Raw genomic sequence first — 23,742 nt, forward strand, 5'->3', positions numbered from 1 at the left:
GGGGATGCTGCACCACGTCGAGCTGTGGGTCGGCGACCTGGAGCGGGCCGAGCGCAGCCTCGGCTGGCTGCTCGGCGCGCTCGGCTACGCGCCCTTCCAGTCCTGGGAGGGCGGCCGGAGCTGGTCGCTCGGCTCCTGCTACCTCGTCGTCGAGCAGTCCCCCGCCCGCACGTCCGACGAGCACGACCGCCTCCGCCCGGGCCTCAACCACCTGGCCTTCCACGCCGGCGACCGCCGGGACGTCGACGCCCTCGCCGCCGAGGCGCCGGCGCACGGCTGGCGGCTGATGTTCGCCGACCGGCATCCGTACGCGGGCGGCGAGGGCCACTACGCGGCGTACCTGGAGGACGAGGACGGGTTCGAGGTGGAGCTGGTCGCCGCCCGGGAGGAGCCGGCAGGCCTCTGACCTGCGCCGACACCCGGCGGCGGCCCCACCCCCTCGGGCATGCCCAACTCGCTTGAAATCGTCAGCATTTGGGACTGCACGAGTGACGGTCCATCACTTACCATCGCGGTGTTCACCATGCTTTCAGTGCGCCACCTGAACCACTGGAGGACCCCGTGTCAGAACTGCTCACCGCCGCCGCCGGCGTCGCTCCCGTCTTCGCCGCCGCCGCCACGACCCTGGGGTCGGCGGTGGCGGGTGCCGCCGTCCAGCGGGTCGCGGACGGCACCGTGGCCACGGGCGAGGGATTCCTCCGCCGGCTCTTCCGACGGGACGACGGCACCGATCCCGTGCCCGGCCTGGCGGAGGGCGGCCCGGACGAGCAGCGGGCGGACGAGCTGCTGTCCCGTCTCGACCTGGCCGAACGACGGCTCCTGTCCCAGGCGCTGGCCACCTGGCTGGGCGAGGCCGGTGCCGGAGCGGGTGCCCTCGACCCCGAGCGGCTGAAGGAGCTCGTACGGGCGGCCGACGCGCGGTCCACGACCCACGTCGCCACCTACGGCCCCGACTCGATGGCCGTCGGCCGGATCGGCGACCACGCCACCTTCAACCTGGGTGGCGGCGGCGACCAGTCGAGACGCCGGCCCTGAGCATGAGCGAGGAGAAGCGGAACGGCAACGCCAAGACATACGGGAAGAACTCGGTCGCGGCGGGCAGCATCGGCGACTGGGCCACGTTCATCATCAAGTCCCTACGGCTGCTGGAGACCCTGCCGCTCCTCGTCGCCGTGGCCGTCGGCGTCTACTCGGTCCTGACCTGGCCCGGCGGCCCGCAGAGCCAGTACGTCCTGTTCTACGTGCTTCTCGGCGCGGGCTTCGTCCTCTCCGTCGTGTACGCCGCCCAGGGGAAGAACTACTGGACGCTGCTCGCCCTGGCGCTGGGCTGCAGCCTCCTCGGCCTCGGCTCGCTCGGGTACACGGCCCACAACGGCGAGGTGCCCGTCGAGATCGCCGTCCAGGGCGCGCAGCCGCTGAACGGCTCCCAGGCCGACGCCCTGACGCTCGTGATGTCCGCGCCGGCGGCCGAGGACGTGCGCGACCGGCTGCGGATCGCGCTGAAGATCTCCGACGACGACCCGAACACGGCCACCTGCCTCCACAAGACGACCGCGACGCTGAAGGCGATCACGCCGGGGATCGCCCCGAGCGAGTTCCGGATCGCCGCCGACTCCGTCGTCGACTTCGACCTCGGTGGACAGCGCGGCGCGGTCTCCGTCGCCTTCGTCCTGCACACCGAGCCGAACTGCGTGATGCGCCTCTCGCAGGTGAGGGGAACGCTCCACAACAGCTGACGGGCAACAAGGACCACAAGACCGGGGGAACGTACGTGTCACGAGGGATCCGACGCCGCGCCGGAAGACCGGCCGGAGCGTGGTTCGGGGTGTTCGGCGTGGTCGCCGCGCTGGCGGTGCTCGCCGCGGGCTGCGCCGGTCCCGAGCCGACGATGTTCGACGCGGGGAAGAAGGTCCGGGTCGGCGCGAAGGGCGACCAGCCCGGGACCAGCAACGAACCGCACGACGGGGAGTTCAACGGCTTCGACATCACGGTGGCGCGGGAGGTCCTCGCCCGGGTCGGCGTCGAGAACCCGCTGTTCAGCGGCGTCCTCTCCAAGAACCGGGCCGCCGCCCTGCGGAAGGGGGACATCGACCTGGTGGCCGCGACGTTCTCGATCACCGAGCAGCGGATGCGGCCGGTCGAGAAGGGGGGCGAGGGGCTCGACTTCGTGGGCCCGTACGCCTCCACGCCCCAGGGCATCCTGGTCCGGGCGGCGGACAAGGGACGCTATCGCGACCTCTCCGACCTCAACGGCAGACTCGTCTGCGTCTGGAAGGGCACGACCTCCGAGAAGGAGCTGAACAAACCCGCGTACAAGCAGATCAGGCTGCACGAGGAGGAGGACGCGGCGTACTGCGTGAAGGCCCTGGAGGCCGGAGAGGTGGACGCCGTCTCGACCGACCAGCTGATCCTCTACGGGTTCATGGAGGCGGAGCCCACGCTCGCCGTCGCACCGGGGATCGCGTTCGGGGCGAGCAACGACTACGGCATCGCCATGGCCCGGACCCCGGAGCACCGGAAGGACTGCGAGAAGCTGCGGGACGCGCTGAAGAAGTACGTGGCCGGGAACGAATGGGACCGCGACTTCCAGAACAACCTGCCCCGGGTGCCGCTGGCCGCGCGCAACGAGGCGAGGCCCACCGTGGCCGAGATCGACGCCGTGTCCTGCCGGGACCATCCCGCCAACGCGAGCGTGGACTGAGCTCAGCGGTCCGCGAGGGCCTCGGACCACGTGCGGTGGGCGACGGCCGCCAGGACCGGGTTCTTCTCCCGGTAGTAGTGCTCGGTCACGACGCCCCAGCACAGGGCCCAGCCCCGGCCGCGCGCCCAGGCGGCGTCGTCGACCCGGGCGGCCTCGCGGAAGGCGGGACGGGTGGCGGGGGTGAGGAGGGACCAGGCGGCCATCATGTCGCAGGCCGGGTCCCCCGTACCGAGACCGCCGAAGTCGATGACGGCGTGGAGGCGGCCGTCGCGGGTGAGGAGGTTGCCGGGGAGCAGGTCCCCGTGGATCCAGACGGGTTCGCCCTGCCAGGCCGGCAGGCGCAGCACCGCCTCCCAGGCCTCGGTGACGGCGCCGGCGTCGAGGGTGCCGTCCGCCCCGAGGGCGCGGACGGCGGGCATCATGGCGCCCTCCTCCCAGTCGGTGACCGAGCCGCCCCGGAAGGAGACGGGGCCGCCGCTCGCGTCGACTCCGCGCAGGGCCGCGGTGAAGCGGCCCAACTCGACGGCGGCGTGGGCGAGATCGGCGATCGGCGCGTGGTACGCGTCGTCGCCGTCGAGCCACGCGAAGACCGACCAGGCGTGCCCGTACCCCTCCCCCGGCACACCCCGTCCGACGGGTGCGGGGACGGGCAGCGGCAGGTGCGGAGCGATGTGCGGCAGCCAGCGCTGCTCCTTCTCCGCCTGCCCGACGGCCCAGTCGGCCTTCGGCAGCCGTACGGCGAACTCGTCGCCGAGCCGGAACATGGCGTTGTCGGTGCCGGCGGAGTCCACCTCCCGTACGGGAAGCCCGGCCCAGTCGGGGAACTGGGCGGCGATCAGCCGCTCGACGAGGGCGGTGTCGACGCGGGGAGAGGTCATGCGCGCGAGGCTAGCGATCAACCGTCCGACGGGCGAAGGGTTTTCGGCCCGTCCAGGATGAGGTCGCCGGCGCGGGCGAGGACCTCGGCGCGGGTGCGGCCGTCGTGGTCGGCGGCGAGGAAGTGGTGTCCGATGGCGACGCAGAAGGCGAGGAGGGAGCGGGCCTCGACCTCGTCGGGGTCGGTGCAGAAGGTGCCGATCATCTCGCGGAGCAGCTCCATGCGCCGGTTGTCGACCCGGCGCAGGCGGGCGGCGACGGTCTCGTCGCGGCGGGCCCAGTCGCGGACGGCGAGGTCGATGGGGCGGAGCCGGTCGCCGGAGAAGGTGAGCATGCCGGCGAGGGTGATGAGGGCCCTCGGGTCGCCGTCCGGGTCCTGCCGGACGCGGTCGACGACCTGGTCGGTGGCCTCGCGCTCCCAGGTGTCGAGCATGGCGGTGAGGAGGGCGTCGCGGTCGGCGAAGTGCCCGTAGAAGCCGCCCTTGGTGACGCCGAGCCGCTTCGCGAGGGCTTCGACGCGGACGGCGTCGGGCCCGCCGTCGGCGAGGACGGTCAGCCCTTCCTCGACCCATCGTTCGCGGGGTGTGCGTGCGGTGCCCACGGTGTGTCCCTCCTCACTCGACGCCCGAATATACGCATCCGTATATCCGATCTGGCATCGTTGGCCTCGTCGTTATACGCAAGCGTATGGAGAACTGGGAAGGCGGCAACGCCCATGAAGCTCCCCGTCACCGAACACACCGGCCGGCCCTGGCGGATCCACGCCCACACCCCCGACTTCACGGTCGAGGACGTCTGGTCCTTCCGCATGCCGGGCGCCGGTCCCGACGACTTCCCCCGCGCGCTCGCCGCGATCACGGCCGGCGCCGGCCTCGACCACCAGTCCGGCCCGACCCGCCTCCTCTTCGCGATCCGCTGGAAGCTCGGCGCCCTCCTCGGCTGGGACGAGCCCAAGGCCGGCCTCGGCCCCCGGGTCCACTCGCTCCGCGACCGCATGCCGGCGGACCTCACGGCGACGGCGCCCCGCACCCCGGGCCCCGGCCCGTTCGCCCCCCTGTACGAACTCCCCGACGAATGCGCCCGCGAACTGGCGAACAAGACCGTCCACGCCGTCATGCACCTGGGCTGGGTCCCCACCCCGACAGGCGACCACGAACTCCGCATGGCCGTCCTGGTCAAACCCAACGGCCGCTTCGGCCGCCTCTACATGGCCCTGATCGCGCCCTTCCGGTACCTGGTCGTCTACCCGGCGCTGACCCGCCAGTGGGAAGCCGCCTGGCGGGACCGGGAGCGCCTGCCGAAGCAGTGACCGGCCGCGCCCCGGGGACACCGTCCGGATCACCACGTGGTCTCCTGTCCGCATGAGCCACTTCATGTACGACGTCATGGGCGGGACGGTCGACGAACCGGACCCGGAGACGAGGGGACGCGTACTCGACGGGCTCGCGGACGCCGACGACGAGCACCCCGACGTGTCGCTCACCCACGAGAGCGGCTGGTCCGTGAGCGCCTTCCAGGACGGCCTGCTGATCTGGGAGAACCCCGACGACGACGCGACGCCCCCCGGGGAGATGCGCGAGGTCACCCGCGAGGACACCCTCCGGATCTTCGGGCTTCTCGCCTCGGGCGACGTCGCGGCGGTGGAGGCACTTCCCTGGCAGCGGTGACCCCCGGCCGTGACGCGACCGCTCCACGTGGCGGAGGGGCCGCAGCCGTCGGCGGCCCCCGTCGCACCTACGCGTCGACCGCCTCGCGCCACGTGCGGACCGCTTCCGCCGAGACCGGACGCGCCCAGCCCTGGGGGCGGGCGGCGCCGCCGATGTGGAAGGCGGTGAGGCCGGCGGCGCGGAGGGGCGGGAGGTGGTCGAGGCGGAGGCCGCCGCCGACGAGGATCTGGGGCTCGTAGCCCGGTTCGCCCGAGCGGGCGGCTTCGGCGCGGAGGGTCGGCAGGCCGTCGTCGACGCCGGTGGCGGCGCCGGCCGTCAGATAGGTGTCGAGGCCGGGAAGGTCGGCGAGGAGCTTGCGGAGGCCGTCGCGGTCGGCTGCGCGGTCGATCGCCCGGTGGAAGGTCCAGCGGCAGCCGTCCAGGACGGCGATCAGGCGCTCCACGGCGACGAGGTCGGGCTCGCCGTCCGGGGTGAGGAACCCGAGGACGAACTCGTTCGCGCCCGCCGAGCGGAGCTCCTCGGCCCGCCCGGCCAGGACGTCGACGTCGCCGGCCGCGAAGCCGTCCGCCAGGCGGAGCATCACCCGGAGCGGGATGTCGACCGCGCGGCGGATGGCGGTGAAGGTGGCCGTCGACGGCGTGAGCCCGTCCGCCGCCATGTCGGTGACGAGTTCGAGCCGGTCGGCACCACCGGTCTGGGCAGCGACCGCGTCTTCCTCGTCGAGGGCGATCACCTCAAGGACAGCACGGTTGCTCATCTCGCCCATTCCTCCATGAATGACGACTACAGGTCTAGTCCAATGTCCAGACTAGCCGTGTGCGTGACCTCCCGCATCGTGCCCCGCCTCACCCGTCCCGCTCGTCCCACCGGCCGCCGGGGCGGGGGACGTCCCCTTCGCTCCCGCCGTGACCGTGAAGGAGGCCGTGCGGACCTTCCCCTCGTGCTGGAAGTCGAGGAACAGGCGGTACGTGCCCGCGCTGGGGGCCTCCGCCGTGAAGGAGACGTCGGGGCCGGGGCCGCCCTCGTTGGGGTGGACGTGGAGGTAGGCGAGGTCGCCGTCGCGGAGGGCGACGAGGTGGCCGTACGCGCCGAGGTAGGGCTCCAGGTCGGTGACCGGCTTTCCGGCCTTGGTGACGGTGAGCTTGAGCTCGCCGGGCTTGCCGGGGTCGAGGACCCCGCCCAGGCGGACCTGGTAGCCGTCGACCGTCGCGGTCGGGGCGACGGCGGGCAGCGGCTTCGGGGCGTACGCGCCGGGGACCGAGAGGTCCGCGCCGAGCGTGATGCCCTTGGCTCCGGGGGCGGCGGGCTTGAAGTCGGCGAAGGCCTTGTAGCCGCCGGCCGCCGGGAGGTCCGCGTCCACCGACCAGGTGCCGTCGGCGGCGCGCACCGGGTGGAGGTGGCGGAAGGTGTCGAGGTCGCGCGAGGCGACGATGAAGTGCAGCTGCTTGCCGTGCTCGGTGGTGAAGGCGGTGACCTTCTTGCCGGCCGCGTCCTTGATGGAGAACTTCAGGGTGGTCCTGCCCCGGGCGGGGGTCGGGGTGTCCAGGGCCAGGGTGTAGCCGTCCTGGGAGACCTGGAGGCCGCCGGGGAGTGACGCGGCCGCCGGTGCCGCCTCCTCGCCGTGACCCTCGCGGCCCGGCTTCCCCTGCGGGTCCTGCGCCGCGTGGCCCGCGTGCTCCGCCTTCTTCGGCTCCTCGACGGGGCCGATCCCCTTGCCGACCCCGTACGCGGTCCCGAAGGTCGCGGCGAGCGCGGCGGCATAGGCAGTGATCTTCACTCCGGTGTTCATGACTGCTCTCCCGTACGTGTGGGTGGCGTGGGTAGCCGTTCCATGCACCTCACCATACCCCTGGGGGGTATCAAGTCAAGCCGGATCCACACTTGCGCCGGATACCACCGGGGGGTATACATGGACTCACAACCAGATACCCCCCGAGGGTATCGATCGAGAGTTCCGACCGAGGAGAGAAGCCATGGGCTCCTGCTGCACCCCCGACAACAGCTGCTCGACCACGGAGACCACCGCCGTCGCGGTCGCCGACAGCACCGCCACCGTCTACGCCGTCTCCGGCATGACCTGCGGCCACTGCCGCACCGCGATCACCCAGTCCGTCGGCGCCCTCGACGGCGTCATCTCCGTGGACGTCGACCTCGCCGGCGGCCTGGTGACCGTGACCACCGGCGGAGAGCCCGACGACGCCGCGATCACCGCGGCCGTCGACGACGCGGGCTACGAGCTGACCGGCCGGGCCTGATCCGCCGCCGGGCAGACCGACACCCACCGGCGTCCCCCGTCCCGGTGCCCGACGGTCCGCCCGGCAGGCGGACACCGCCCGCACCACCCGGCCGCCGGGGCCCGACCTCCCCCAAGCTCTCGGCTTCGCTCGAGCAGGGGGGACCCCCCTGCCCGGGCCCCGGCCCCCGAACCCCGCCACACCGAGGAGCAGGAAATGACCACGACCACTCCGGGCACCGCCCAGGTCGAGCTCGCCATCGGCGGCATGACCTGCGCCTCGTGCGCGGCCCGCATCGAGAAGAAGCTGAACCGGATGGACGGGGTCGAGGCCACCGTCAACTACGCCACCGAGAAGGCGAAGGTCACCTTCGACGCCGACATCGACGTCGCCGCCCTGATCGCCACCGTCGAGGCCACCGGTTACACCGCCAAGGAGCCGGAGCCCGAGCGCCCGGCCGCCGCCGGCACCCCCGAGGGCCCCTCCGACGAGGAGATCGCCGACGCCGAGCTCCGGCCGCTCAAGCAGCGTCTGATCACCGCCGTCGCGCTCGCCGTGCCGACCATCCTGATGGCGATGGTCCCGGCCTTCCAGTTCGAGTACTGGCAGTGGCTGAGCCTCACGCTCGCGGCGCCGGTCGTCGTCTACGCCGCCTGGCCCTTCCACAGGGCCGCCTGGACCAACGCCAGGCACGGCGCGGCCACGATGGACACGCTGATCTCGGTCGGCACGATCGCCGCGTTCCTGTGGTCGCTGTGGGCGCTGTTCTTCGGGACCGCCGGCACGCCGGGGATGACGCACCCCTTCGAGTTCACGATCGCCCGCACCGACGGCGCCGGGAACATCTACCTGGAGGCCGCGGCCGGCGTCACCGCCTTCATCCTGGCCGGCCGGTACTTCGAGGCCCGCTCGAAGCGCAAGGCGGGCGCCGCGCTCAAGGCGCTGATGCAGCTGGGCGCCAAGGAGGTGACCGTACTCAAGGACGGCCGCGAGGTCACCGTCCCCACCGCCGAACTCCAGGTCGGCGACCGCTTCCTGGTCCGGCCCGGCGAGAAGATCGCCACCGACGGCACCGTCGTCGAGGGTTCCTCCGCCGTCGACGCCTCCATGCTGACCGGTGAGTCCGTGCCCGTCGAGGTCTCCGTCGGCGACGCCGTCACCGGCGCCACCCTGAACGCCGGCGGCCGCCTAGTCGTCGAGGCCACCCGCGTCGGCTCCGACACCCAGCTCGCCCGGATGGCGAAGCTCGTCGAGGACGCGCAGAACGGCAAGGCCGCCGCCCAGCGCCTCGCCGACAAGATCTCCGCCGTCTTCGTGCCCGTCGTCATCGCCCTCGCGCTCGGCACCCTCGGCTTCTGGCTCGGCACGGGGCAGGGGCTGACCGCCGCCTTCACCGCCGCCGTCGCCGTCCTGATCATCGCCTGCCCCTGCGCCCTCGGCCTGGCCACCCCGACCGCCCTCATGGTCGGCACCGGCCGCGGCGCCCAGCTCGGCATCCTCATCAAGGGCCCCGAGGTCCTGGAGACCACCCGCAAGGTCGACACCATCGTCCTCGACAAGACCGGCACCGTCACCACCGGCCGCATGACCCTCATCAAGGTCCACACCGCCGCCGGCGTGGACGAGGCCGAGGTCCTGCGTCTGGCCGGCGCCCTGGAGCACTCCTCCGAGCACCCCATCGCGCAGGCCGTCGCCACCGGCGCCGCCGCCAAGGTCGGCACCCTGCCCACTCCCGAGGACTTCGCCAACGTCCCCGGACTCGGCGTCCAGGGCGTCGTCGACGGCCACGCCGTCCTCGTCGGCCGCGAGAAGCTGCTCCAGGAGTGGGCGATGGAGCTCACCCCGTCCCTCAAGGCCGCGAAGGACGCGGCCGAGACCGCCGGCAAGACCGCCATCGCGGTCGCCTGGGACGGCGAGGCCCGCGCGGTCCTGGAGGTCGCCGACGCCGTCAAGGAGACCAGCGCCGAGGCCATCAGGCGGCTCCGCGCCCTCGGTCTCACCCCGATCCTGCTCACCGGTGACAACAAGGCGGTCGCCGAGGCCGTCGCCGCCGAGGTCGGCATCGACGAGGTCATCGCCGAGGTCATGCCGCAGGACAAGGTCGACGTCGTCAAGCGCCTCCAGGGCGAGGGCCGTTCGGTCGCCATGGTCGGCGACGGCGTCAACGACGCCGCCGCGCTCGCCCAGGCCGACCTCGGTCTGGCGATGGGCACCGGCACGGACGCGGCCATCGAGGCCGGCGACCTGACCCTCGTACGGGGAGACCTGCGGGCGGCGGCCGACGCCATCCGGCTCTCCCGCAAGACCCTCGGCACCATCCGCTCGAACCTCTTCTGGGCCTTCGCCTACAACGTGGCCGCCCTGCCGCTCGCCGCGGCCGGACTGCTCAACCCGATGATCGCGGGCGCCGCCATGGCCTTCTCCTCGGTCTTCGTGGTCGGCAACAGCCTCCGCCTGCGCGGTTTCCAGGCCGCCGACCGCTGACCACACCCCCTGTGAACCACCGAACTCCGAGGAGCCCGTCGTGGCCGGTTACGGACAGCACAAGGAAGACATCATCAGACGCCTGAGGCGGATCGAGGGCCAGGTCCGGGGCGTGCAGCGGATGGTCGACGAGGACGTCTACTGCATCGACGTCCTCACCCAGGTCTCCGCCATCAACGCGGCCCTCCAGTCCTGCGCGGTGGCCCTCCTGGACGAGCACCTGAGCTGCTGCGTCACGGAGGCCATCGCCCAGGGCGGGGACCAGGCGAAGGAGAAGGTGGGCGAGGCGTCCAAGGCCATCGCCCGGCTGATCCGGACGTGACGGAGTGCCGAGCGGGATCAACCGCCCTTGCGTGAAGGGCAGTCGGCGGACAGCGTGAGACCCGGCCGGAGACGGAGGCCGAGCAGCCGGCGGAGGAGCACCGGCTCCCCCGATCCGGGCGGACCGGAGTCGCAGACCTTCGCGCGAGGGCGGTTCCTCATGAGGGTCGACATCCCGCCAGCCTTACCCCTCGGGGGTATACCTGAGGCGGGGAAGCGGCCCGTACGATGACAGGCCCTACGGGGAGGGGATGCACGTGCGCCGGCTGGGAGAGCTGGAGGCCGAGATCATGGACCGGCTGTGGGCCTGGCAGCGGCCCGCCACGGTCCGCGAGGTCGTCGACGACATCAATCGGGGACGACGGGTCGCCTACACGACGGTGATGACGGTCGCGGACATCCTGTACCGCAAGGGCTGGCTCCGCCGCGAGAAGTCCGGACGGGCCTGGCTGTACGAGCCGGTCCGCAGCCGCGAGGAGTACACCGCCGGCCTCATGCGGGACGCCCTCGGCGACAGCCAGGACCGCCCCGCCGCCCTCCTCCGCTTCGTCGAGGTCATCTCCGACGAGGACATGGCCGCCCTCGACGCGGCCCTCCGCGCCGCACGGGCGGACCAGGACCCGCGGCCGGGGGACGGGGCGCCTCCCGCGGGCGGGGCGCGCCCCGAGGACGGGGCCCACCTCGGGAACGGGGCCCACCTCGGGGACGAGGCCCACCTCGGGAGCGAGGCCCACCGCAAGAGCGGGACCCACCTCGGGAGCGGGGCCCACCTCGGGGACGAGGCCCACCTCGGGAGCGAGGCCCACCGCAAGAGCGGGACCCACCTCGGGAGCGGGGCCCACCTCGGAAACGGAGCCCGTCCCGCGGGCGGGGCGCGCCCCGAGGGCGGGGCCGGCGCGTGAACCATCACCTCCTTCTCCCGCTCGGGCTCGCGCTCCTCACCGGTTTCCTCGTGCCGTGGTTGGTGGCGCGGGCCCGTTGGGCGCAGCAGGTGCCTCGGCTGGCGCTCGGTGTGTGGGCCGCCTGTGGGGCCGGTTTCGCGGCCGCGGCCGCGTTGGTGCCGGCCCAGTTGGTGCTGTCGGGGGACAGCAGTCACCGGCTCGCGGACATGGTGTTCGCGCTCGAACCGCCCACGTTCGAAAGGCTTCTGCACCTCGACGGGCGTGAGTGGTTCGCGTTCTCCCTCTCGTCGCTCGTCCTCTCCGTGCCCGTCGTGGCGTTCGTGCGCCGGCTCGTCCGGGCCCGGCGGATGCGGGCCCGGCACGCGGGCGTGCTGCGGCTGGTCGGGCGGTACGACCCCGCGTTGCGGGCGACCGTCCTCGACGACGACCGGCCCGCCGTCTACTGCCTGCCGGGCCGCTCCCGCAGGGTCGTCGTCTCCTCGGGGGCGGTGCACGCCCTGACGCCCGCCCAGCTCGCGGCGGCCCTCGCGCACGAGCGGGCGCACATCGCGGGGCGGCACCACCTCCTGGTCGCCGCGGCGGAGGCCTTCGCGGCGGTCTTCCCGCGCCTCCCGCTCGCGCGCCACGGCGGGAGGGCCGTACCGCTGCTGCTCGAAATGGCGGCGGACGACCGGGCGTTGCGGCGGTGCACGCGGGACGCGCTCGCGACCGCGCTGTACGCGCTGGCCTCGGGGCGGGCGCCGCGGTCGGCGTTCGCGGCGGGCGGGCCCTCGGCCGCGCTGCGGATGCGGCGCATCCTCACCCCGCACAGCGCGGGACACCCCGCGCTGCGCGGGATGCTGACGATCGGGGCCGCGGCCCTCGCGCTCGCCCCCTTGGTCGTCGCCTGCTGCTCGTTCCCCCGGTAATCACGAACACCGTTATTTACTAAGCGAATTCGTAGATTTCGCATCGGTCACGGACCACGGAATGCGCCGCTATCGTGGGTACGTTGGGGCTCGGACTCGGCACGTCGAAGGGTGCACAACCAATGCAGCTCGCTGACGTTCGTACGGCAGCGGCCGGCGACGCGACGACGATATCCAGACTGCTTGCCGACATCATCCGGACCAGTTACGCCGGAATACTGGACGAAATCCCGATGCGCCGGCTGATCTCGGCCCAATGCGCACTCCCCCGCATACGAGCGGAAATTGAAATTCCGGGGGGCGCGCCGGGATGGCTCGGCTGGCTGGTCGCCACGGACGCGGAGGGCGCGGTCGTCGGCGTCGCCGCCGGCGGCGTCCCGGTGCCGGGCGAGGGCGAGGTGTACGCGCTCGCGGTGGAGCCCGGCTCGCGCCGCGCCGGGGTCGGTACGGCCCTGCTGGCCGCCGCGACCGAGCGGATGCGGGGGTACGGCGCCCGGGAGCAGCGGGTGGAGCTCCCGGCGGAGGCCGATCCGGCGCTTCCCTTCTACTCCCGGCTGGGCTTCGCCGCGCTCTCCCCGAGACGCTGGAGCAGACCGCTCTCCTGAGACGCACCGTGGCAGATCCACGCCATCGCGTGTTCACGCAGCCCGATCCGGTGGATCGGGGTTCGTTCCCCAGGTCAGGATGGGTTCAGCGGCGCGGGCCCGGCGGCACGGGTACCTCGTCCGGACGGCATGGACCGAGCGAGCCCCTGGAGGAGCGATGCACACACCGAGCGGCGTCTCCCTGCCCGTCGTGCCCGCAGCGCTCGCTCCGGTCCTGCCGTCCCGATACGGGCCCGGCCCGGAGCCCGCCCCCGGCTCCGGGGTCCGGGTCGCCTCCGACACCCTCCCGGGGCTCGAATCGGTCTCCCCCGCCGACGAGAACTCCGTCTGGCTGCACGACGCCCTGCTCGGCCCGCACAGCGCGGACATCGTCCGTTATCTCAGCCTCGCCCGCTCCACCGGCGGACCCGTCCTCGACCTCGGCTCCGGCGCCGGGCGGCTCGCCGTCCCGTTCGCCCGGCACGGCTTCGCCGTGGAAGCCGTGGACCGGGACGCCTCGGCCCTGGAGCGCCTCGAAGGCTGGGCCCGCCGGATCGGTCCGCAGGTGGCCGGGCTCGTCGTCACGCACCGCGCGGAGCTCACCGAGCTGCGTCTCGAAGGCCGTTACCGGCTCGCGCTGCTCGCGGGCGCCATGGTCGCCGCCGTCCCGCCGGCCCGCCGGCCGGAGCTCCTCCGGGAGGTCGCCGCCCATCTGGGGGCGGGCGGGGCGCTCGCCCTCGACTACACCGCGCACCTGCTGCCGGGGCTGATCGCGGAGCCGCAGCGGACCTGGGCGTTCCAGGTGCCCCGCTTCGACGGCATCGACGAGTGGGTGGTGGCCCGGCAGGTCTTCGACCTGCCGTCGATGAGCGAGCGGATCACGTACTACGCGGCCAGGACCGGCAAGCTGTCCTCGGAGCGGGTCGTGCTGAGCACCGACAAGTGGATCGTCGACCCCGAGCGGCTCGCGGCGGAGCTGCACGCGGCGGGGCTGCACATCGAGGGCCGGCGGCGGCACCGCATCGACGAGCGGACCGAGTCCGTCCTCCTCGTGTGCCGGACGGACGACTGACCGAGACGAACCTGCCGAGGTTGACGAGCAAGAGGTACGATGCCCACAAACGTTTGGGCCGACCAGATGGCGGGCGGAGAAGAGGGCAGTCGTGGAAGAGCTGACGGGCCGCGAGGCGGTGATCCAGCGCCTGCGCGATGTCGGCCTGCGGGTCACGGGCCCGCGCCTGGAGGTGCTCACGGTGCTCGCCGCCGGCGGTCATCTCGACGTCGAGGCGATCACCGCGACGGCCCGCGAGCGGCTCGGCACGCTGACCAGCCAGGCCGTGTACGAGATGCTGCGGCACTTCCAGGAGACGGGCCTGGTCGGCAAGTTCGACCGGCCCGGCCTGCCCGCGGTCTTCGAGATCTCCGGGCCGCCCCACCAGCACGCCCTGTGCACCTCGTGCGGCCGGGTGGAGAACGTCTCCGCGACCGCGCCCGCGCCGCCCCGGGGCGGTCTCCCGGAGTGGCGGGTGGACGACGCGGAGGTCGTCTTCAAGGGGCTGTGCCCCGACTGCCGGGCGGGCGTCCCGACCGCCTGAACCACGCCGTCCCGCCGCGTTCCCGCTGTTCCGGGCGCCGGGCAACTCCGTGCGTGTCGTTCGATTTTGTGGCAGGGTCTAGCGGGGCGATTTCAACGGGGTCCGGGTGGATCCGAGGGGAGTCAGCTGCGCCGTGTCCAGAAACGCCGCCGTGACCCGCGCGGGTAGCGATCAGGCTCTCGCCGTCTACCGGGAACTGCGCGCCCGCCCCGGGGCCGCCTTCGACGAGGTCGCGGACCGCTTCGGGCTCTCCGCCGACGAGCGGGAGCGATGTCGGGACGAACTCGTCTCCTTAGGCCTCGCCTCCCCGGAAGACCCCTCGGAACCGGGCGTCCACGCCGTCGTCGACCCCGACGTCGCCCTGCTGCGGCTGCTGCGCCGGGAGCGCGACCGGCTCCAGGACCGCCTCGCCGCGACCAGCCGCGCGCACACCGCCCTCGAAGCCCTCGCCGGCCCGTTCCTGCACGCCGGGGCCGTGCCCCGCTCCGAGGTCGAGGTGGAGATCGTCACCGACCCGCAGCGGGTGCTGCGCGAACTGGCGGACCTGACCGACTCCGTGCGCACCGCCGTCCACGTCATGCACACCGGCTCCGTACGGCGCGAGGACATGGCCGCGGAGCTGGAGCGGGACCGGTCCCGGGCCGCCCGCGGGGTGCGGGTGCGCGCCATGTACAGCCGCCGGGTCGGGACCGTGCCCGAGATGACCCAGCACCTGGAGGACCGGGCGGCGCTCGGCGTGGAGCTGCGCCTCTCCCCCGTCGTCCCGATGAACATGGTCCTCGCCGACGAGAACTTCGCCCTGCTGCCGACGGACCCGCACGACCCGGACTCGCCGACGATCCTCGCCCGCGGGCCCGGCCTGGTCCGCTCGTACCTCTCGCTGTACGAGTACTGCTGGCAGGCGGCCTCCCGCTACGGCGAGGAGCCCGGGGAGTCCGGCGGCGACGGCCTCTCGGACCAGCAGCGGGCCGCGCTGCGCATGCTCGCGTCGGGGATCAAGGACGAGCAGATCGCGCGCAGTCTCGGGGTCTCGCTGCGGACGGTCAGCCGGCTGCTGTCCGAGGTCATGCAGGAGCTGGGGGCGGCCAGTCGCTTCGAGGCCGGCGTGAAGGCGGCCCGGCTCGGGCTGCTCGACGGCGAGGGGCCGGAACCCGTGGCCTAGGACGAGGAGTTCGGATGTCATGGAGGAGGCGCACGGGCCGCGGGGTCCGTGCGGGGCGCAGGAAACGCACGTCGGACTCCCGCCGAGCCGGATGACAGGTGAGGGCGGGGCGACTCGGAGAATGAGGGGGTCACTTCGTCATGGTCACCGCGGGCGACGGCATCGGGGGCGGCAAGGCCGGCGTCCTGCACGCCGTGTACCAGGAGCTGCGCCGCCGGGGCATCTCGGACTTCGAGGAGGTCCGCAGGGAACTCGGGCTCGCGCCCGAGGAGTACGAGCGATGTCGCCGCGAGCTGCTCGACCTGGGCCTCATCGTGCCCACGGACCACGTGCACGCCACCATCAACGCGCTGCGGGACGGCAGTTGGCGGTCCGAGACGGACACGGTGGCGGCGATCGACCCGGACATCGCGCTGCTGCGGCTCCTGGAGCGGGAGCGGGAGCGGCTGCGGGAGCACCTGGCCGAGGCGGACGAGGCGTACAGCACGCTGGAGATCCTGGCGGGCTCCTATCTGCGGGCGGAGGCGCTGACCCGGGCGGAGACACACGTCGAGGCGCTGACGGACTACCGCAGGATCCAGCAGGTCATCGAGGACATCACCGATGTGATCCAGGAGAGTTCGGCGGCGCTGCACCCGGGGACCCCGGGGCGGCAGAACCCGGACCGGATGCTCGACCGGGACCGGCGGCAGATCGCCAACGGGGTGCGGGTGCGGGCCATCTACGGCCGGCAGGAGGCGACCGATCCGTACATGGAGGGGTTCCTCGGGCAGCGGGCGGAGCTGGGGGTGGAGATCCGGCTCGCCCCGGTCGTGCCGATGAACATGATCATCGCCGACCAGCAGTTCGCGCTGGTGCCGATCCGGCCCGAGGAGCCGGGCGAGGGCGCGATCCTGGCGCGGGGCAGTGCGCTGGTGCGGCCCTATCTGAGCCTGTACGAGCACTGCTGGCACACGGCGACGCCGTACGGGAACGAGGCGGCGGCGGAGGCGGGCGGCGACGGGCTCTCGGAGCAGCAGCGGGCCGCGCTGCACATGCTGGCCTCGGGGATGAAGGACGAGCGGATCGCGCGGACGCTCGGGGTGTCGCTGCGGACGGTCAGCCGGATGATCTCGGAGCTGATGCAGGAGCTGGGGGCGACGAGCCGTTTCGAGGCGGGCGCGCGGGCGGTGCGGCTCGGCTGGCTGGACTGAGCCTTTTCGGGAAATGCCTGTGCCCCGCGATCGTGGCAGCGAGCGCGGGGCACAAGGGGAAATGAATTCCGGAATTCCTGGGGGAATTACCCGGTGTACAGGGTCAGTTGGTGGGGGTCGGGTTCGGCGGAACGATCGGCCAGCCGTTGTCGTCCGCGACGCCGGCGACGGTGTGGGGGGTGACCGGGGCGGCGCTGTCGGGGGAGACGGCGAAGGCGGCACCGGCCGCGACCGCCGTACACGCCACCATGGCGACCACGAACTGACGGACGGCCTTGCGAATGCCGGAGCTCTGCTGAACGGACATGATTCCTCCAGGACTTGGCTTCTGAGTTCCGCCTTCCGGGGGCCCGTGCCGCCGGGCGCTCCCTGAAGACATCTCCATTCTGTCCGGGCCTCCGGGGCGAATCCAGGGATTGTCTCTGCGTGGACCCGCCATGGCGTGGATGCGTCAACATGCCATCACGGCAACGGAATTGAACGATCCGGGACTCGCCACACCTTTGGTCGAACCAAAAGAAATGCTAGACTTGTGCTACGGCCTTCTCGTTCCTCCAGGAGAGAGGGGCCGCCGGGGCAGGGGCGTGCCGCCGCCCCTGCCCCACCCCCCACCGCACCCCGTGCTCCAGGGCCCCCCGGTACACCTCGACGGTCCGCCCGGCCGACGCCCGCCAGCTCATCCCGCGCGCATGGCCCACCGCCGCCGCCCCCATCGCCTCCACCACCTCCGGGTGCTCCGCGAGCCACCGCAGCCGGCGCGCGTACTCCACCGGGTCGTGCCCCCGCACGAGCAGCCCCGTCACCCCGTCCCACACCGCCGTCGGCAGCCCGCCCACCGCCGCCGCGAGCACCGGCGTCCCGCACGCCTGCGCCTCCAGCGCCACCAGCCCGAAGGACTCGCTGCGCGAGGGCACCACCAGGACGTCGGTCGCCCGGTACCAGTCCGCGAGCCGCTCCTGCGGCACGGGCGGAAAGGACCGCAGCACATCGGTGACGCCCAGCTCCTCCGCCAGCCGCCACGCCGTCCCCTCCCGGGTCGCCCCCGAGTGTCCGCCCACCACCGGCACCAGCAGCCGCCGGCGCAGCCCCGGCGCCTCCCGCAGCAGCTCCGCCACCGCCCGTACGAGCACGTCCGGGCCCTTCAGGGGCTGGATGCGGCCCGCGTACAGCGGCACGAACGCGCCGGCCGGCAGCCCGAGCCGGGCCCGCGCCGCCGCCCGCCCTCCCCCCGGGTGGAAGGTGCGCAGGTCGACCCCGGGCCGTACGACCTCGGTCCGCGCCCCCTCCGCCCCGTACAGCGAGCGCAGGGCCTCCGCCTCGTCGGCCGTGTTGGCGATCAGCCGGTCCGCGCTGACCGCCACCTGGCGCTCGCCCCGGACGCGGAGCTCGGGCTCGGGGGCGTCGCCCTGGGCGAGCGCGGCGTTCTTCACCCGGGCCAGGGTGTGCGCGGTGTGCACGAGCGGGATCCGCCAGCCCACCGAGGCGATCCGGCCCGCCTGCCCGGAGAGCCAGTAGTGCGAGTGGACCAGGTCGTAGCGCCGCTCCTCCTTGAGCAGGGCCAGCGAGAACGGCACCACCAGATCGGGCATCGCCTCCTTGGGCAGCGCCCGGCGCGGCCCGGCGTGCAGGTGCCGGACCCGTACGCCCGGGGCGAGCTCGACGAGCGGGGGCGCGCCCTCGCCCCGGCAGCGGGTGAACAGGTCGACCTCCGCGCCCTGTTCGGCGAGGGCGCGGGACAGCTCGACCATGTAGACGTTCATGCCGCCGGCGTCCCCCGTCCCGGGCTGGTGGAGCGGGGAGGTGTGGACGCTGAGCATGGCGACGCGCAGGGACACGTGGGGCTCCTGAGGAGTGGGGGGCCACGTGCCCCTGCGCGTCGCTCGCGCGCGCAGGGGCACGCGGCAGGGGGACATTCCTATAGAGGTACTTAGTCGCTTAGTAGTACGGGTCGCGGTGGGGGCCACGGATCCACGGCGAGGACTCAGAACCCGAAGACCGGGCCCGACGGCGGCGCCAGCCTGGTCCCCGGCAGCGGGCCCGTCAGGGCCTGCCAGTCGACCGGGCGCCCCGGCTCCACCCGGAGCGCCGCCGCGAGCCGGTCGGCGCCCTCCGGCATCACCGGCCGCGCCCAGGCCGACAGCGCCGACGCCACCGCCAACTGGGCGGCGAGGGCCGGGAGATGACGGCAGTAGGCGCTGGGCCGGCACCGCTCGTGGGCGTTGACGTGGCCGAAGTCGGCCACCAGGCGGACCATCTCGTCCAGGACGGCGACCGCCCGGCGCGGGTCGAAGGCGTCGGGGCCGTACGCCTCGCGCAGGTCGTCCACGCCCCGGTGCAGCCGCCGCTCCAGGATCTGCAGGCCCGTGCCGCCGGGCAGCGCCTGCGGGGCGAGGCCGCCGCACTCCTCCCGTACGGCCGAGAAGAGCCGGGACAGCCAGCTGTTCCAGTTCTCGTCCAGCTCGCGCCGGGCGGCGGCGAGCCGCTCCCGCTGGAAGACCGTGCGGCGGCCCAGCGGGCGGGCCTGGAGGACATGGCGGCGCAGGGTGTCGGAGCCGTACTCGGTCAGCAGGTCGAGCGCCCAGACGTTGCCCTCCTGGACGCCCTCCTCGACGACGTACGACTCGTTGACGTTGAAGTCCTGCGGCAGCTTGATGTCCTGCGCGAGCAGCAGCACCGGCAGCAGCACGGCGTGGCAGAACGCGTGCCCGAAGCCGCAGAAGTGGATCGCGCGGCGCGGCAGCGGGCCGTTCACGTCATGGCCGAACAGGTGCATCGCGGCGGCCTCGAAGCAGCCGTCGATCCGCTGCCCGGCGAAGGCCTCGATCGGCACCTCCAGGCCCCACTCGCCGGGGTGGCCGACCGCGATGTCCGGCAGCCCGTCCTCGACGAGCGACTCGCACAGCGCGGCGAGGCGGGGCGGGAGCCCGGCCTGCGCCCAGTAGTCGGCGAGGGTGTCCCGGAAGGGCTCCAGGGGCACGTACGGGCGGCGGCAGCGGCGGGCGACCGCCGGGGTGCCGCAGAGCGCGCAGCGCGCCGAGATCAGGTCCCCGCCGTCGTTCGGGCGGGCGCACTCGTGGCACATCCCGCCGTCGCTGGCCGCGCCGCAGTGCGGGCAGGTGCCGGTGGCGTGCGCCCCGTACAGCCAGCGGTCGCACGGCTCGCAGTACGGGAGCAGACGGGTCCGGGGGGCGATCACGCCCTGCGCGTACAGCTTGGCGAAGAGGTCCTGCACCCAGCGGCCGTACCCCTTGTCGCGGCGCGGGCGCACGATGTGGTCGAACTCCACGCCCGAGCGCAGCCAGTCGGCGGTGATCGCGGCCCGGTACCCCTCCGCGACCTCCTCGGGCTTGCGGTGGTGGCGCAGCGCCCGGACCTCGACGGAACTGGCGTGGTCGGCGGTGCCGGTGGTGAACCGGACGTCCTCGCCGTCGGCGCGCAGATAGCGGGTGAGGACGTCGGCGGCGACGTACGGCCCGGCGAGGTGGCCGATGTGGAGTTCGCCGTGGGTGGCGGGAGGGGTCGCGGTGATCCATACGGGGGTGCTCATGGGACCTCCTTGACGTTTTTGCGACGGTCGGCGGGACGGTCAGCGGGGCTCGAAGTGGAAGGACCGGATGAAGCAGTCGCGGGGCTGCTCGACGGCGTACACGATGCATTCGAAAAGGGCCTGGGTGGTGAGTTTCTCGTCGGGTGCCATTCCGTCCGGATTCGATCCGTCCCATTCCGCGAAACGCGGGTCCGAGGTCGAGAAATCCGGCGGGAAGAGGGAGAACACCCGCACTCCGGAGGGCCGCAGCCGGCGCGACAGGATGTCGGCGAAACCGGCCTGCGCGCTCTTCGCCGCCCAGAAGGCCTCGTGGGCGGCGCCGGCGGTCGCGGCGGACGCGCCCTCGGCGTCCCGGACGGCCACCATGTTCACGATGTCGGGCCGCAGCGAGCCGCGCAGCAGCGGCAGGAAGTGCTTCACCATGAGGACCGTGCCGCCCGCCGTCGACTCGATCGTCTCCACGATCTCGGCGTCGCTGGCCGACTCCAGGTCCATCCCGTCGAGCCAGCGCGCGCCGTTGTTGACCAGCAGGTCCACCCGGTCCGTCCGCTCCCCGACCCGCGCCGCGAACTCCCGGATCTCGGCGGGCCTGCTCAGATCGCAGCCGAACGCGTGGATGCGGTCACGGGCCGAGCCCATGACCTCCGTACGGGTCCGCTCGGCGGCCTCGACCGTCCGCGCCGACACGTAGACCTCGGCGCCGAGATGCGCGAAACCGACGGCGAGCGCGCGACCGAAATAGCGGGACGCTCCGGTCACGACGACCCGCAGATTCTCGAATTTCATGTGCGCCTGCTCTCCCCATGTCCCCACGGATGCCGGTGGCCGGTCCATTTCAGCGTGGCAGACTCGAAGGGCCCCGAGCGCTCCGAAAGGCCTGCGCATTCACGCCGTTGCGTGGATGCGCCACGGCAGCTCCAGGGTTTCGAGGAGCTCGGCGCGCTTGTGGTGGACGCGGACGCGGTCGGCCGCGGTGGAGACCGTGACGGTGCCGGAAGGGGTGCGCACGGGCCCGCGCACGGCGGGCACGACGGTCCCGTCGATCGCCCCGGCGGCGGCGAGCGCGGCGGCACCGGTGAGCGCGAGCCGGGGATGCCAGCCGCCGACGGTGAGGGCCCGGACGAAGAGCCCCCCGGGGCCGTCGGCGAGGACGGCGATCTTGGGCAGCGCGGAGTGGGGCGGATACCCGAGGACGCGGGCGGCGGCGGCGCGAAGCGCGAGGAGCCGGTCCTGGAGGCCCCGTCCGGGCAGGTCCCGTTCGTCGACGAAGACGTACGGATTCCCGTACCGCACGAGCGAGGCGGGCACGCCGTCGAGGACGTCGACGGGGCGGCCGGTGGGGAGGGTGCCGGGTGCGGTGGGCGCGCGGAGGAAGCTGAGCGTGTACGTGTCGCCGTACGGCTCGCAGAGCACGGTGTCGCCGGTGGTCACGGCCCGCACGGTGACGGGCCCTTGCCGCCCGTCGGCGACGACACAGGCGAGGAGGGAGTGCCCGCAGCCGGCCCGGAAGTCGAACCGGCCGTCGGGGAGGGCCTGGACGAAGCGGTAGCGGAGGGAGGCGGGGTCGTAGAGGGCCATCTTGCGGAGACCGGCGTGGGGGGTCCCGGCGAGAGCGTGGCGCAGACGCGCCAGCTCACCGGCCGACGCGAGGGCGCCGGCCGGGAGCCGGTCGGCCCGCACGACGAGCGTGGGCCCGGGGGCGTCCTCGGCGCGGACGACGGCGACGGGAACCGTGGGGACCGGAGGTTCAGGCCGCACAGCCCACCGGGATCCGCATGCCCTGGACGACCTCCGTCCACAGTTCGTGGACGGCGAGGGACCAGAGGGTCAGGGCGGCCTGGGGCGTGGGGTGGTCCAGGTGCCGGGCCAGGAGCTTCGCCGCGCGGTCCGCGCGGATCTTCCCGCCGAGGACCAGCCGGGCCGGGGAGAGGAGTTCGCGGACCAGGTCGAGCAGCGGGCCCCCCGGCGCCAGCATCGCCGCGACCGGGAGGGTGAAGGGCTGCTTGGGCCTGTTCAGGACCGACGGGGGCAGGAGTTCGGCCCCGGCCTCGTACAGCGCCCGCTTGCCCGTCCGCGCCGCGGCGGGGAGGGAACGGGCGTGGGCGACGACCGACGGCTGGAGGAACGGCAGCCGTGCCTCCACCGCCCATGCCATGGAGAGGTGGTCGAGCCGCCGCAGGTGGTACGCGGGCAGCCGCCACCGCGTCTCGAAGGCGGTCATCGCGGTGATCCGGTCCGCGCCGACGGCCTCGGCCGAGCGCAGCTCCTGCTCGACGCGGTCGGCGGCGGAGCCCGTATCGGCGATGTACGCGCGGTAGCCGGCGGTGTAGAGGTGCTCGCGGAGCAGGCGGGGGGCGGCGGACAGGGCGTCCGTGTAGGCGGCGGCCCATGCGGGGCCCGCCGCGAGGGCGGCCCTCATCCGGTCGTACCCGCCGAAGAGTTCGTCGGCGCCGTCGCCGGTGAGGGCGACGGTGAAGCCGTTCTGGCGGACGGCGCGGAAGAGGGCGTAGGTGGAGAGGGTGATGGGGTCGGCGTTGGGCTGGCCGAGGTGGCGGACGGTCCGGGTGAGCAGGGAGCCGAGTTCGTCGGGGTCGACGGCGACCTCGTGGTGGACGGTCCGGGCGCGGCGGGCGACGGCGCGGGCGTAGGAGGCCTCGGAGTCGGGCCACCGGCCCCGGTAGGTGAGGTGGAAGGTGTGCAGCGGCGGCGCGTCGGTCTCGCGGGCGTGCTCGGCGGCGAGTGCGGTGACGAGCCCCGAGTCGAGTCCGCCGCTGGTGACGGCGCAGACGGGCACTTCGGCCCGGGCGAGCCGGCGGACCTCGTGGCGCAGGACGTCCTGGGTGTCGGCTTCGCCGAGGGGGGCGGTGCGGTGCGGGCCCCTCCGCCGCACCACGGGCGCGGCCCCCGGCCGTACGAGCGCGGTGGCTCCGGGCGGCAGGACGTCGATGCCGTCGAGGGCGGTGCGGGCGGAGAAGGAGGTGCGGGTGGCGAGGAGGGTGTCGAGGGCGTCCTCGCGCGGGGAGATCCGTACGCCTTCGAAGGCGAGGAGGGCGGGGATCTCGGAGGCGAAGCGGGTGGAGCCGTCGTGCGGGTCGTGGTGCAGGTGGAGCGGTTTCATGCCCATGTCGTCGACGGCCAGGACGAGTTGGCGGTACCCGGGCCGCAGGTCGAGGACCGCGACGGCGAACATCCCGTCGAGGTGCTCGGCGAAGGCGGGCCCGTACTCGGCGTAGAGCGCGGGGAGCACCGTGCCGTCGCAGCGGTCGGGGAAGCGGTGGCCGCGGGCGGCGAGGGTGCGGCGGAGCTCGGCGTGGTTGTAGATCTCGCCGTTGAGCACGGCGAGGATCCCGGGCAGATGGGGCAGCCGGTAGGGCTGCCGTCCGCCGCAGGGGTCGGTCACGGCGAGCCGGTCGCAGCCGAGCGACCAGCCGGGGCCGCCGAGCACCTGGTGCTCGTCGGGTCCGCCGTGGCGCTGGCGGGCGGAGACCGCCGCGAGCTGGGCCGGCTCGGGGCGGTCCGCCCCCGCGGCGAAGGAGCCGAGGATCCTGCACATACCGGTCACCCTCCA

The 23,742-nt window shown here is 73.5% G+C and carries 25 protein-coding genes and 1 pseudogene; 16 read left to right on the top strand and 10 right to left on the bottom strand.

Features of this window, described 5'->3' with window-relative positions; genetic code table 11:
* The first annotated feature begins 4 nt into the window (after positions 1-4).
* From ACFYUS_RS25700 to ACFYUS_RS25715, 4 genes are all read left to right on the top strand, one after another.
* Complete coding sequence (locus ACFYUS_RS25700; RefSeq protein ID WP_388857156.1) at positions 5-406, top strand: VOC family protein; 402 nt, start codon at positions 5-7, stop codon at positions 404-406.
* 155 nt (positions 407-561) lie between these two features.
* A complete protein-coding gene (locus tag ACFYUS_RS25705; protein WP_388856527.1) occupies positions 562-1,035 on the top strand; it encodes a hypothetical protein in 474 nt (157 codons plus the stop codon).
* 2 nt (positions 1,036-1,037) lie between these two features.
* The gene (locus ACFYUS_RS25710) at positions 1,038-1,736 is read left to right on the top strand and encodes a hypothetical protein (protein WP_388856530.1); all 699 of its coding nucleotides are present in this window, start codon (positions 1,038-1,040) and stop codon (positions 1,734-1,736) included.
* A 98-nt stretch (positions 1,737-1,834) separates the two neighbouring features.
* The gene (locus tag ACFYUS_RS25715) at positions 1,835-2,701 is read left to right on the top strand and encodes a transporter substrate-binding domain-containing protein (RefSeq protein ID WP_388856533.1); all 867 of its coding nucleotides are present in this window, start codon (positions 1,835-1,837) and stop codon (positions 2,699-2,701) included.
* 2 nt (positions 2,702-2,703) lie between these two features.
* On the opposite strand, the gene ACFYUS_RS25720 is transcribed toward ACFYUS_RS25715, so the two are convergent.
* Both ACFYUS_RS25720 and ACFYUS_RS25725 read right to left on the bottom strand, forming a co-directional pair.
* Positions 2,704-3,579, bottom strand: coding sequence for an aminoglycoside phosphotransferase family protein (locus ACFYUS_RS25720; RefSeq protein ID WP_388856536.1), 876 nt, complete (start codon positions 3,577-3,579; stop codon positions 2,704-2,706).
* A gap of 17 nt (positions 3,580-3,596) precedes the next feature.
* Positions 3,597-4,178: a TetR/AcrR family transcriptional regulator gene (locus ACFYUS_RS25725; RefSeq protein WP_388856539.1), complete on the bottom strand. Its 582-nt coding sequence runs from the start codon at positions 4,176-4,178 to the stop codon at positions 3,597-3,599.
* A gap of 114 nt (positions 4,179-4,292) precedes the next feature.
* Between ACFYUS_RS25725 and ACFYUS_RS25730 the strand changes: the two genes are divergently transcribed.
* Positions 4,293-4,886: a DUF2867 domain-containing protein gene (locus ACFYUS_RS25730; protein ID WP_388856542.1), complete on the top strand. Its 594-nt coding sequence runs from the start codon at positions 4,293-4,295 to the stop codon at positions 4,884-4,886.
* 52 nt (positions 4,887-4,938) lie between these two features.
* The gene (locus ACFYUS_RS25735) at positions 4,939-5,244 is read left to right on the top strand and encodes a hypothetical protein (protein ID WP_388856545.1); all 306 of its coding nucleotides are present in this window, start codon (positions 4,939-4,941) and stop codon (positions 5,242-5,244) included.
* A 67-nt stretch (positions 5,245-5,311) separates the two neighbouring features.
* Here the strand turns inward: ACFYUS_RS25735 and ACFYUS_RS25740 are convergent, their stop codons facing one another.
* Positions 5,312-6,001: a copper homeostasis protein CutC gene (locus tag ACFYUS_RS25740; protein ID WP_388856547.1), complete on the bottom strand. Its 690-nt coding sequence runs from the start codon at positions 5,999-6,001 to the stop codon at positions 5,312-5,314.
* A gap of 51 nt (positions 6,002-6,052) precedes the next feature.
* Positions 6,053-7,033: a hypothetical protein gene (locus ACFYUS_RS25745; RefSeq protein WP_388856550.1), complete on the bottom strand. Its 981-nt coding sequence runs from the start codon at positions 7,031-7,033 to the stop codon at positions 6,053-6,055.
* A gap of 184 nt (positions 7,034-7,217) precedes the next feature.
* On the opposite strand from ACFYUS_RS25745, the gene ACFYUS_RS25750 reads away from it, so the two are divergent.
* The 10 genes and pseudogenes from ACFYUS_RS25750 (at position 7,218) to ACFYUS_RS25795 (ending at position 16,627) form a co-directional block, all read left to right on the top strand.
* Positions 7,218-7,499 carry a heavy-metal-associated domain-containing protein gene (locus tag ACFYUS_RS25750; protein ID WP_388856553.1) on the top strand — a complete coding sequence of 94 codons (282 nt, stop codon included), beginning with the start codon at positions 7,218-7,220 and terminating at the stop codon, positions 7,497-7,499.
* Positions 7,500-7,694: 195 nt separating this feature from the next.
* Positions 7,695-9,962, top strand: coding sequence for a heavy metal translocating P-type ATPase (locus ACFYUS_RS25755; protein ID WP_388856556.1), 2,268 nt, complete (start codon positions 7,695-7,697; stop codon positions 9,960-9,962).
* Positions 9,963-10,002: 40 nt separating this feature from the next.
* Complete coding sequence (locus ACFYUS_RS25760; RefSeq protein ID WP_189834861.1) at positions 10,003-10,284, top strand: metal-sensitive transcriptional regulator; 282 nt, start codon at positions 10,003-10,005, stop codon at positions 10,282-10,284.
* 256 nt (positions 10,285-10,540) lie between these two features.
* Positions 10,541-10,888, top strand: a pseudogene (locus tag ACFYUS_RS25765) (BlaI/MecI/CopY family transcriptional regulator); the annotation flags it as partial.
* 293 nt (positions 10,889-11,181) lie between these two features.
* The gene (locus ACFYUS_RS25770) at positions 11,182-12,093 is read left to right on the top strand and encodes a M56 family metallopeptidase (protein WP_388856559.1); all 912 of its coding nucleotides are present in this window, start codon (positions 11,182-11,184) and stop codon (positions 12,091-12,093) included.
* Between the two features lie 122 nt (positions 12,094-12,215).
* On the top strand, positions 12,216-12,698 hold the full coding sequence (locus tag ACFYUS_RS25775) for a GNAT family N-acetyltransferase (protein ID WP_388856562.1): 483 nt from the start codon (positions 12,216-12,218) through the stop codon (positions 12,696-12,698).
* A gap of 157 nt (positions 12,699-12,855) precedes the next feature.
* Positions 12,856-13,749, top strand: coding sequence for an SAM-dependent methyltransferase (locus ACFYUS_RS25780; RefSeq protein ID WP_388856565.1), 894 nt, complete (start codon positions 12,856-12,858; stop codon positions 13,747-13,749).
* A gap of 91 nt (positions 13,750-13,840) precedes the next feature.
* Positions 13,841-14,272 (top strand): Fur family transcriptional regulator, encoded by a 432-nt coding sequence (locus tag ACFYUS_RS25785; RefSeq protein ID WP_388856568.1) that lies wholly within the window; start codon positions 13,841-13,843, stop codon positions 14,270-14,272.
* Positions 14,273-14,405: 133 nt separating this feature from the next.
* On the top strand, positions 14,406-15,434 hold the full coding sequence (locus tag ACFYUS_RS25790; RefSeq protein WP_388856571.1) for a LuxR C-terminal-related transcriptional regulator: 1,029 nt from the start codon (positions 14,406-14,408) through the stop codon (positions 15,432-15,434).
* 140 nt (positions 15,435-15,574) lie between these two features.
* A complete protein-coding gene (locus ACFYUS_RS25795; RefSeq protein ID WP_388856574.1) occupies positions 15,575-16,627 on the top strand; it encodes a LuxR C-terminal-related transcriptional regulator in 1,053 nt (350 codons plus the stop codon).
* A 103-nt stretch (positions 16,628-16,730) separates the two neighbouring features.
* Here the strand turns inward: ACFYUS_RS25795 and ACFYUS_RS25800 are convergent, their stop codons facing one another.
* The 6 genes from ACFYUS_RS25800 to asnB all read right to left on the bottom strand — a co-directional run bounded on the left by ACFYUS_RS25800 (position 16,731) and on the right by asnB (position 23,727).
* Positions 16,731-16,934 (bottom strand): hypothetical protein, encoded by a 204-nt coding sequence (locus ACFYUS_RS25800; RefSeq protein ID WP_388856577.1) that lies wholly within the window; start codon positions 16,932-16,934, stop codon positions 16,731-16,733.
* A gap of 217 nt (positions 16,935-17,151) precedes the next feature.
* Positions 17,152-18,540, bottom strand: a complete 1,389-nt coding sequence (gene mshA, locus ACFYUS_RS25805) for a D-inositol-3-phosphate glycosyltransferase (protein WP_388856580.1) — start codon at positions 18,538-18,540, stop codon at positions 17,152-17,154.
* 68 nt (positions 18,541-18,608) lie between these two features.
* Positions 18,609-20,174, bottom strand: coding sequence for a class I tRNA ligase family protein (locus ACFYUS_RS25810; RefSeq protein WP_388856583.1), 1,566 nt, complete (start codon positions 20,172-20,174; stop codon positions 18,609-18,611).
* A gap of 39 nt (positions 20,175-20,213) precedes the next feature.
* On the bottom strand, positions 20,214-20,960 hold the full coding sequence (locus ACFYUS_RS25815; RefSeq protein ID WP_388856586.1) for an SDR family oxidoreductase: 747 nt from the start codon (positions 20,958-20,960) through the stop codon (positions 20,214-20,216).
* A gap of 99 nt (positions 20,961-21,059) precedes the next feature.
* The gene (locus ACFYUS_RS25820; RefSeq protein WP_388856589.1) at positions 21,060-21,932 is read right to left on the bottom strand and encodes a hypothetical protein; all 873 of its coding nucleotides are present in this window, start codon (positions 21,930-21,932) and stop codon (positions 21,060-21,062) included.
* The gene (gene asnB, locus ACFYUS_RS25825) at positions 21,922-23,727 is read right to left on the bottom strand and encodes an asparagine synthase (glutamine-hydrolyzing) (protein WP_388856592.1); all 1,806 of its coding nucleotides are present in this window, start codon (positions 23,725-23,727) and stop codon (positions 21,922-21,924) included. Before asnB ends, ACFYUS_RS25820 begins: the two co-directional genes overlap by 11 nt.
* Between the last annotated feature and the right edge of the window lie 15 nt (positions 23,728-23,742).

This window comes from Streptomyces sp. NPDC004284, assembly GCF_042874035.1.
GTDB lineage: Bacteria > Actinomycetota > Actinomycetes > Streptomycetales > Streptomycetaceae > Streptomyces.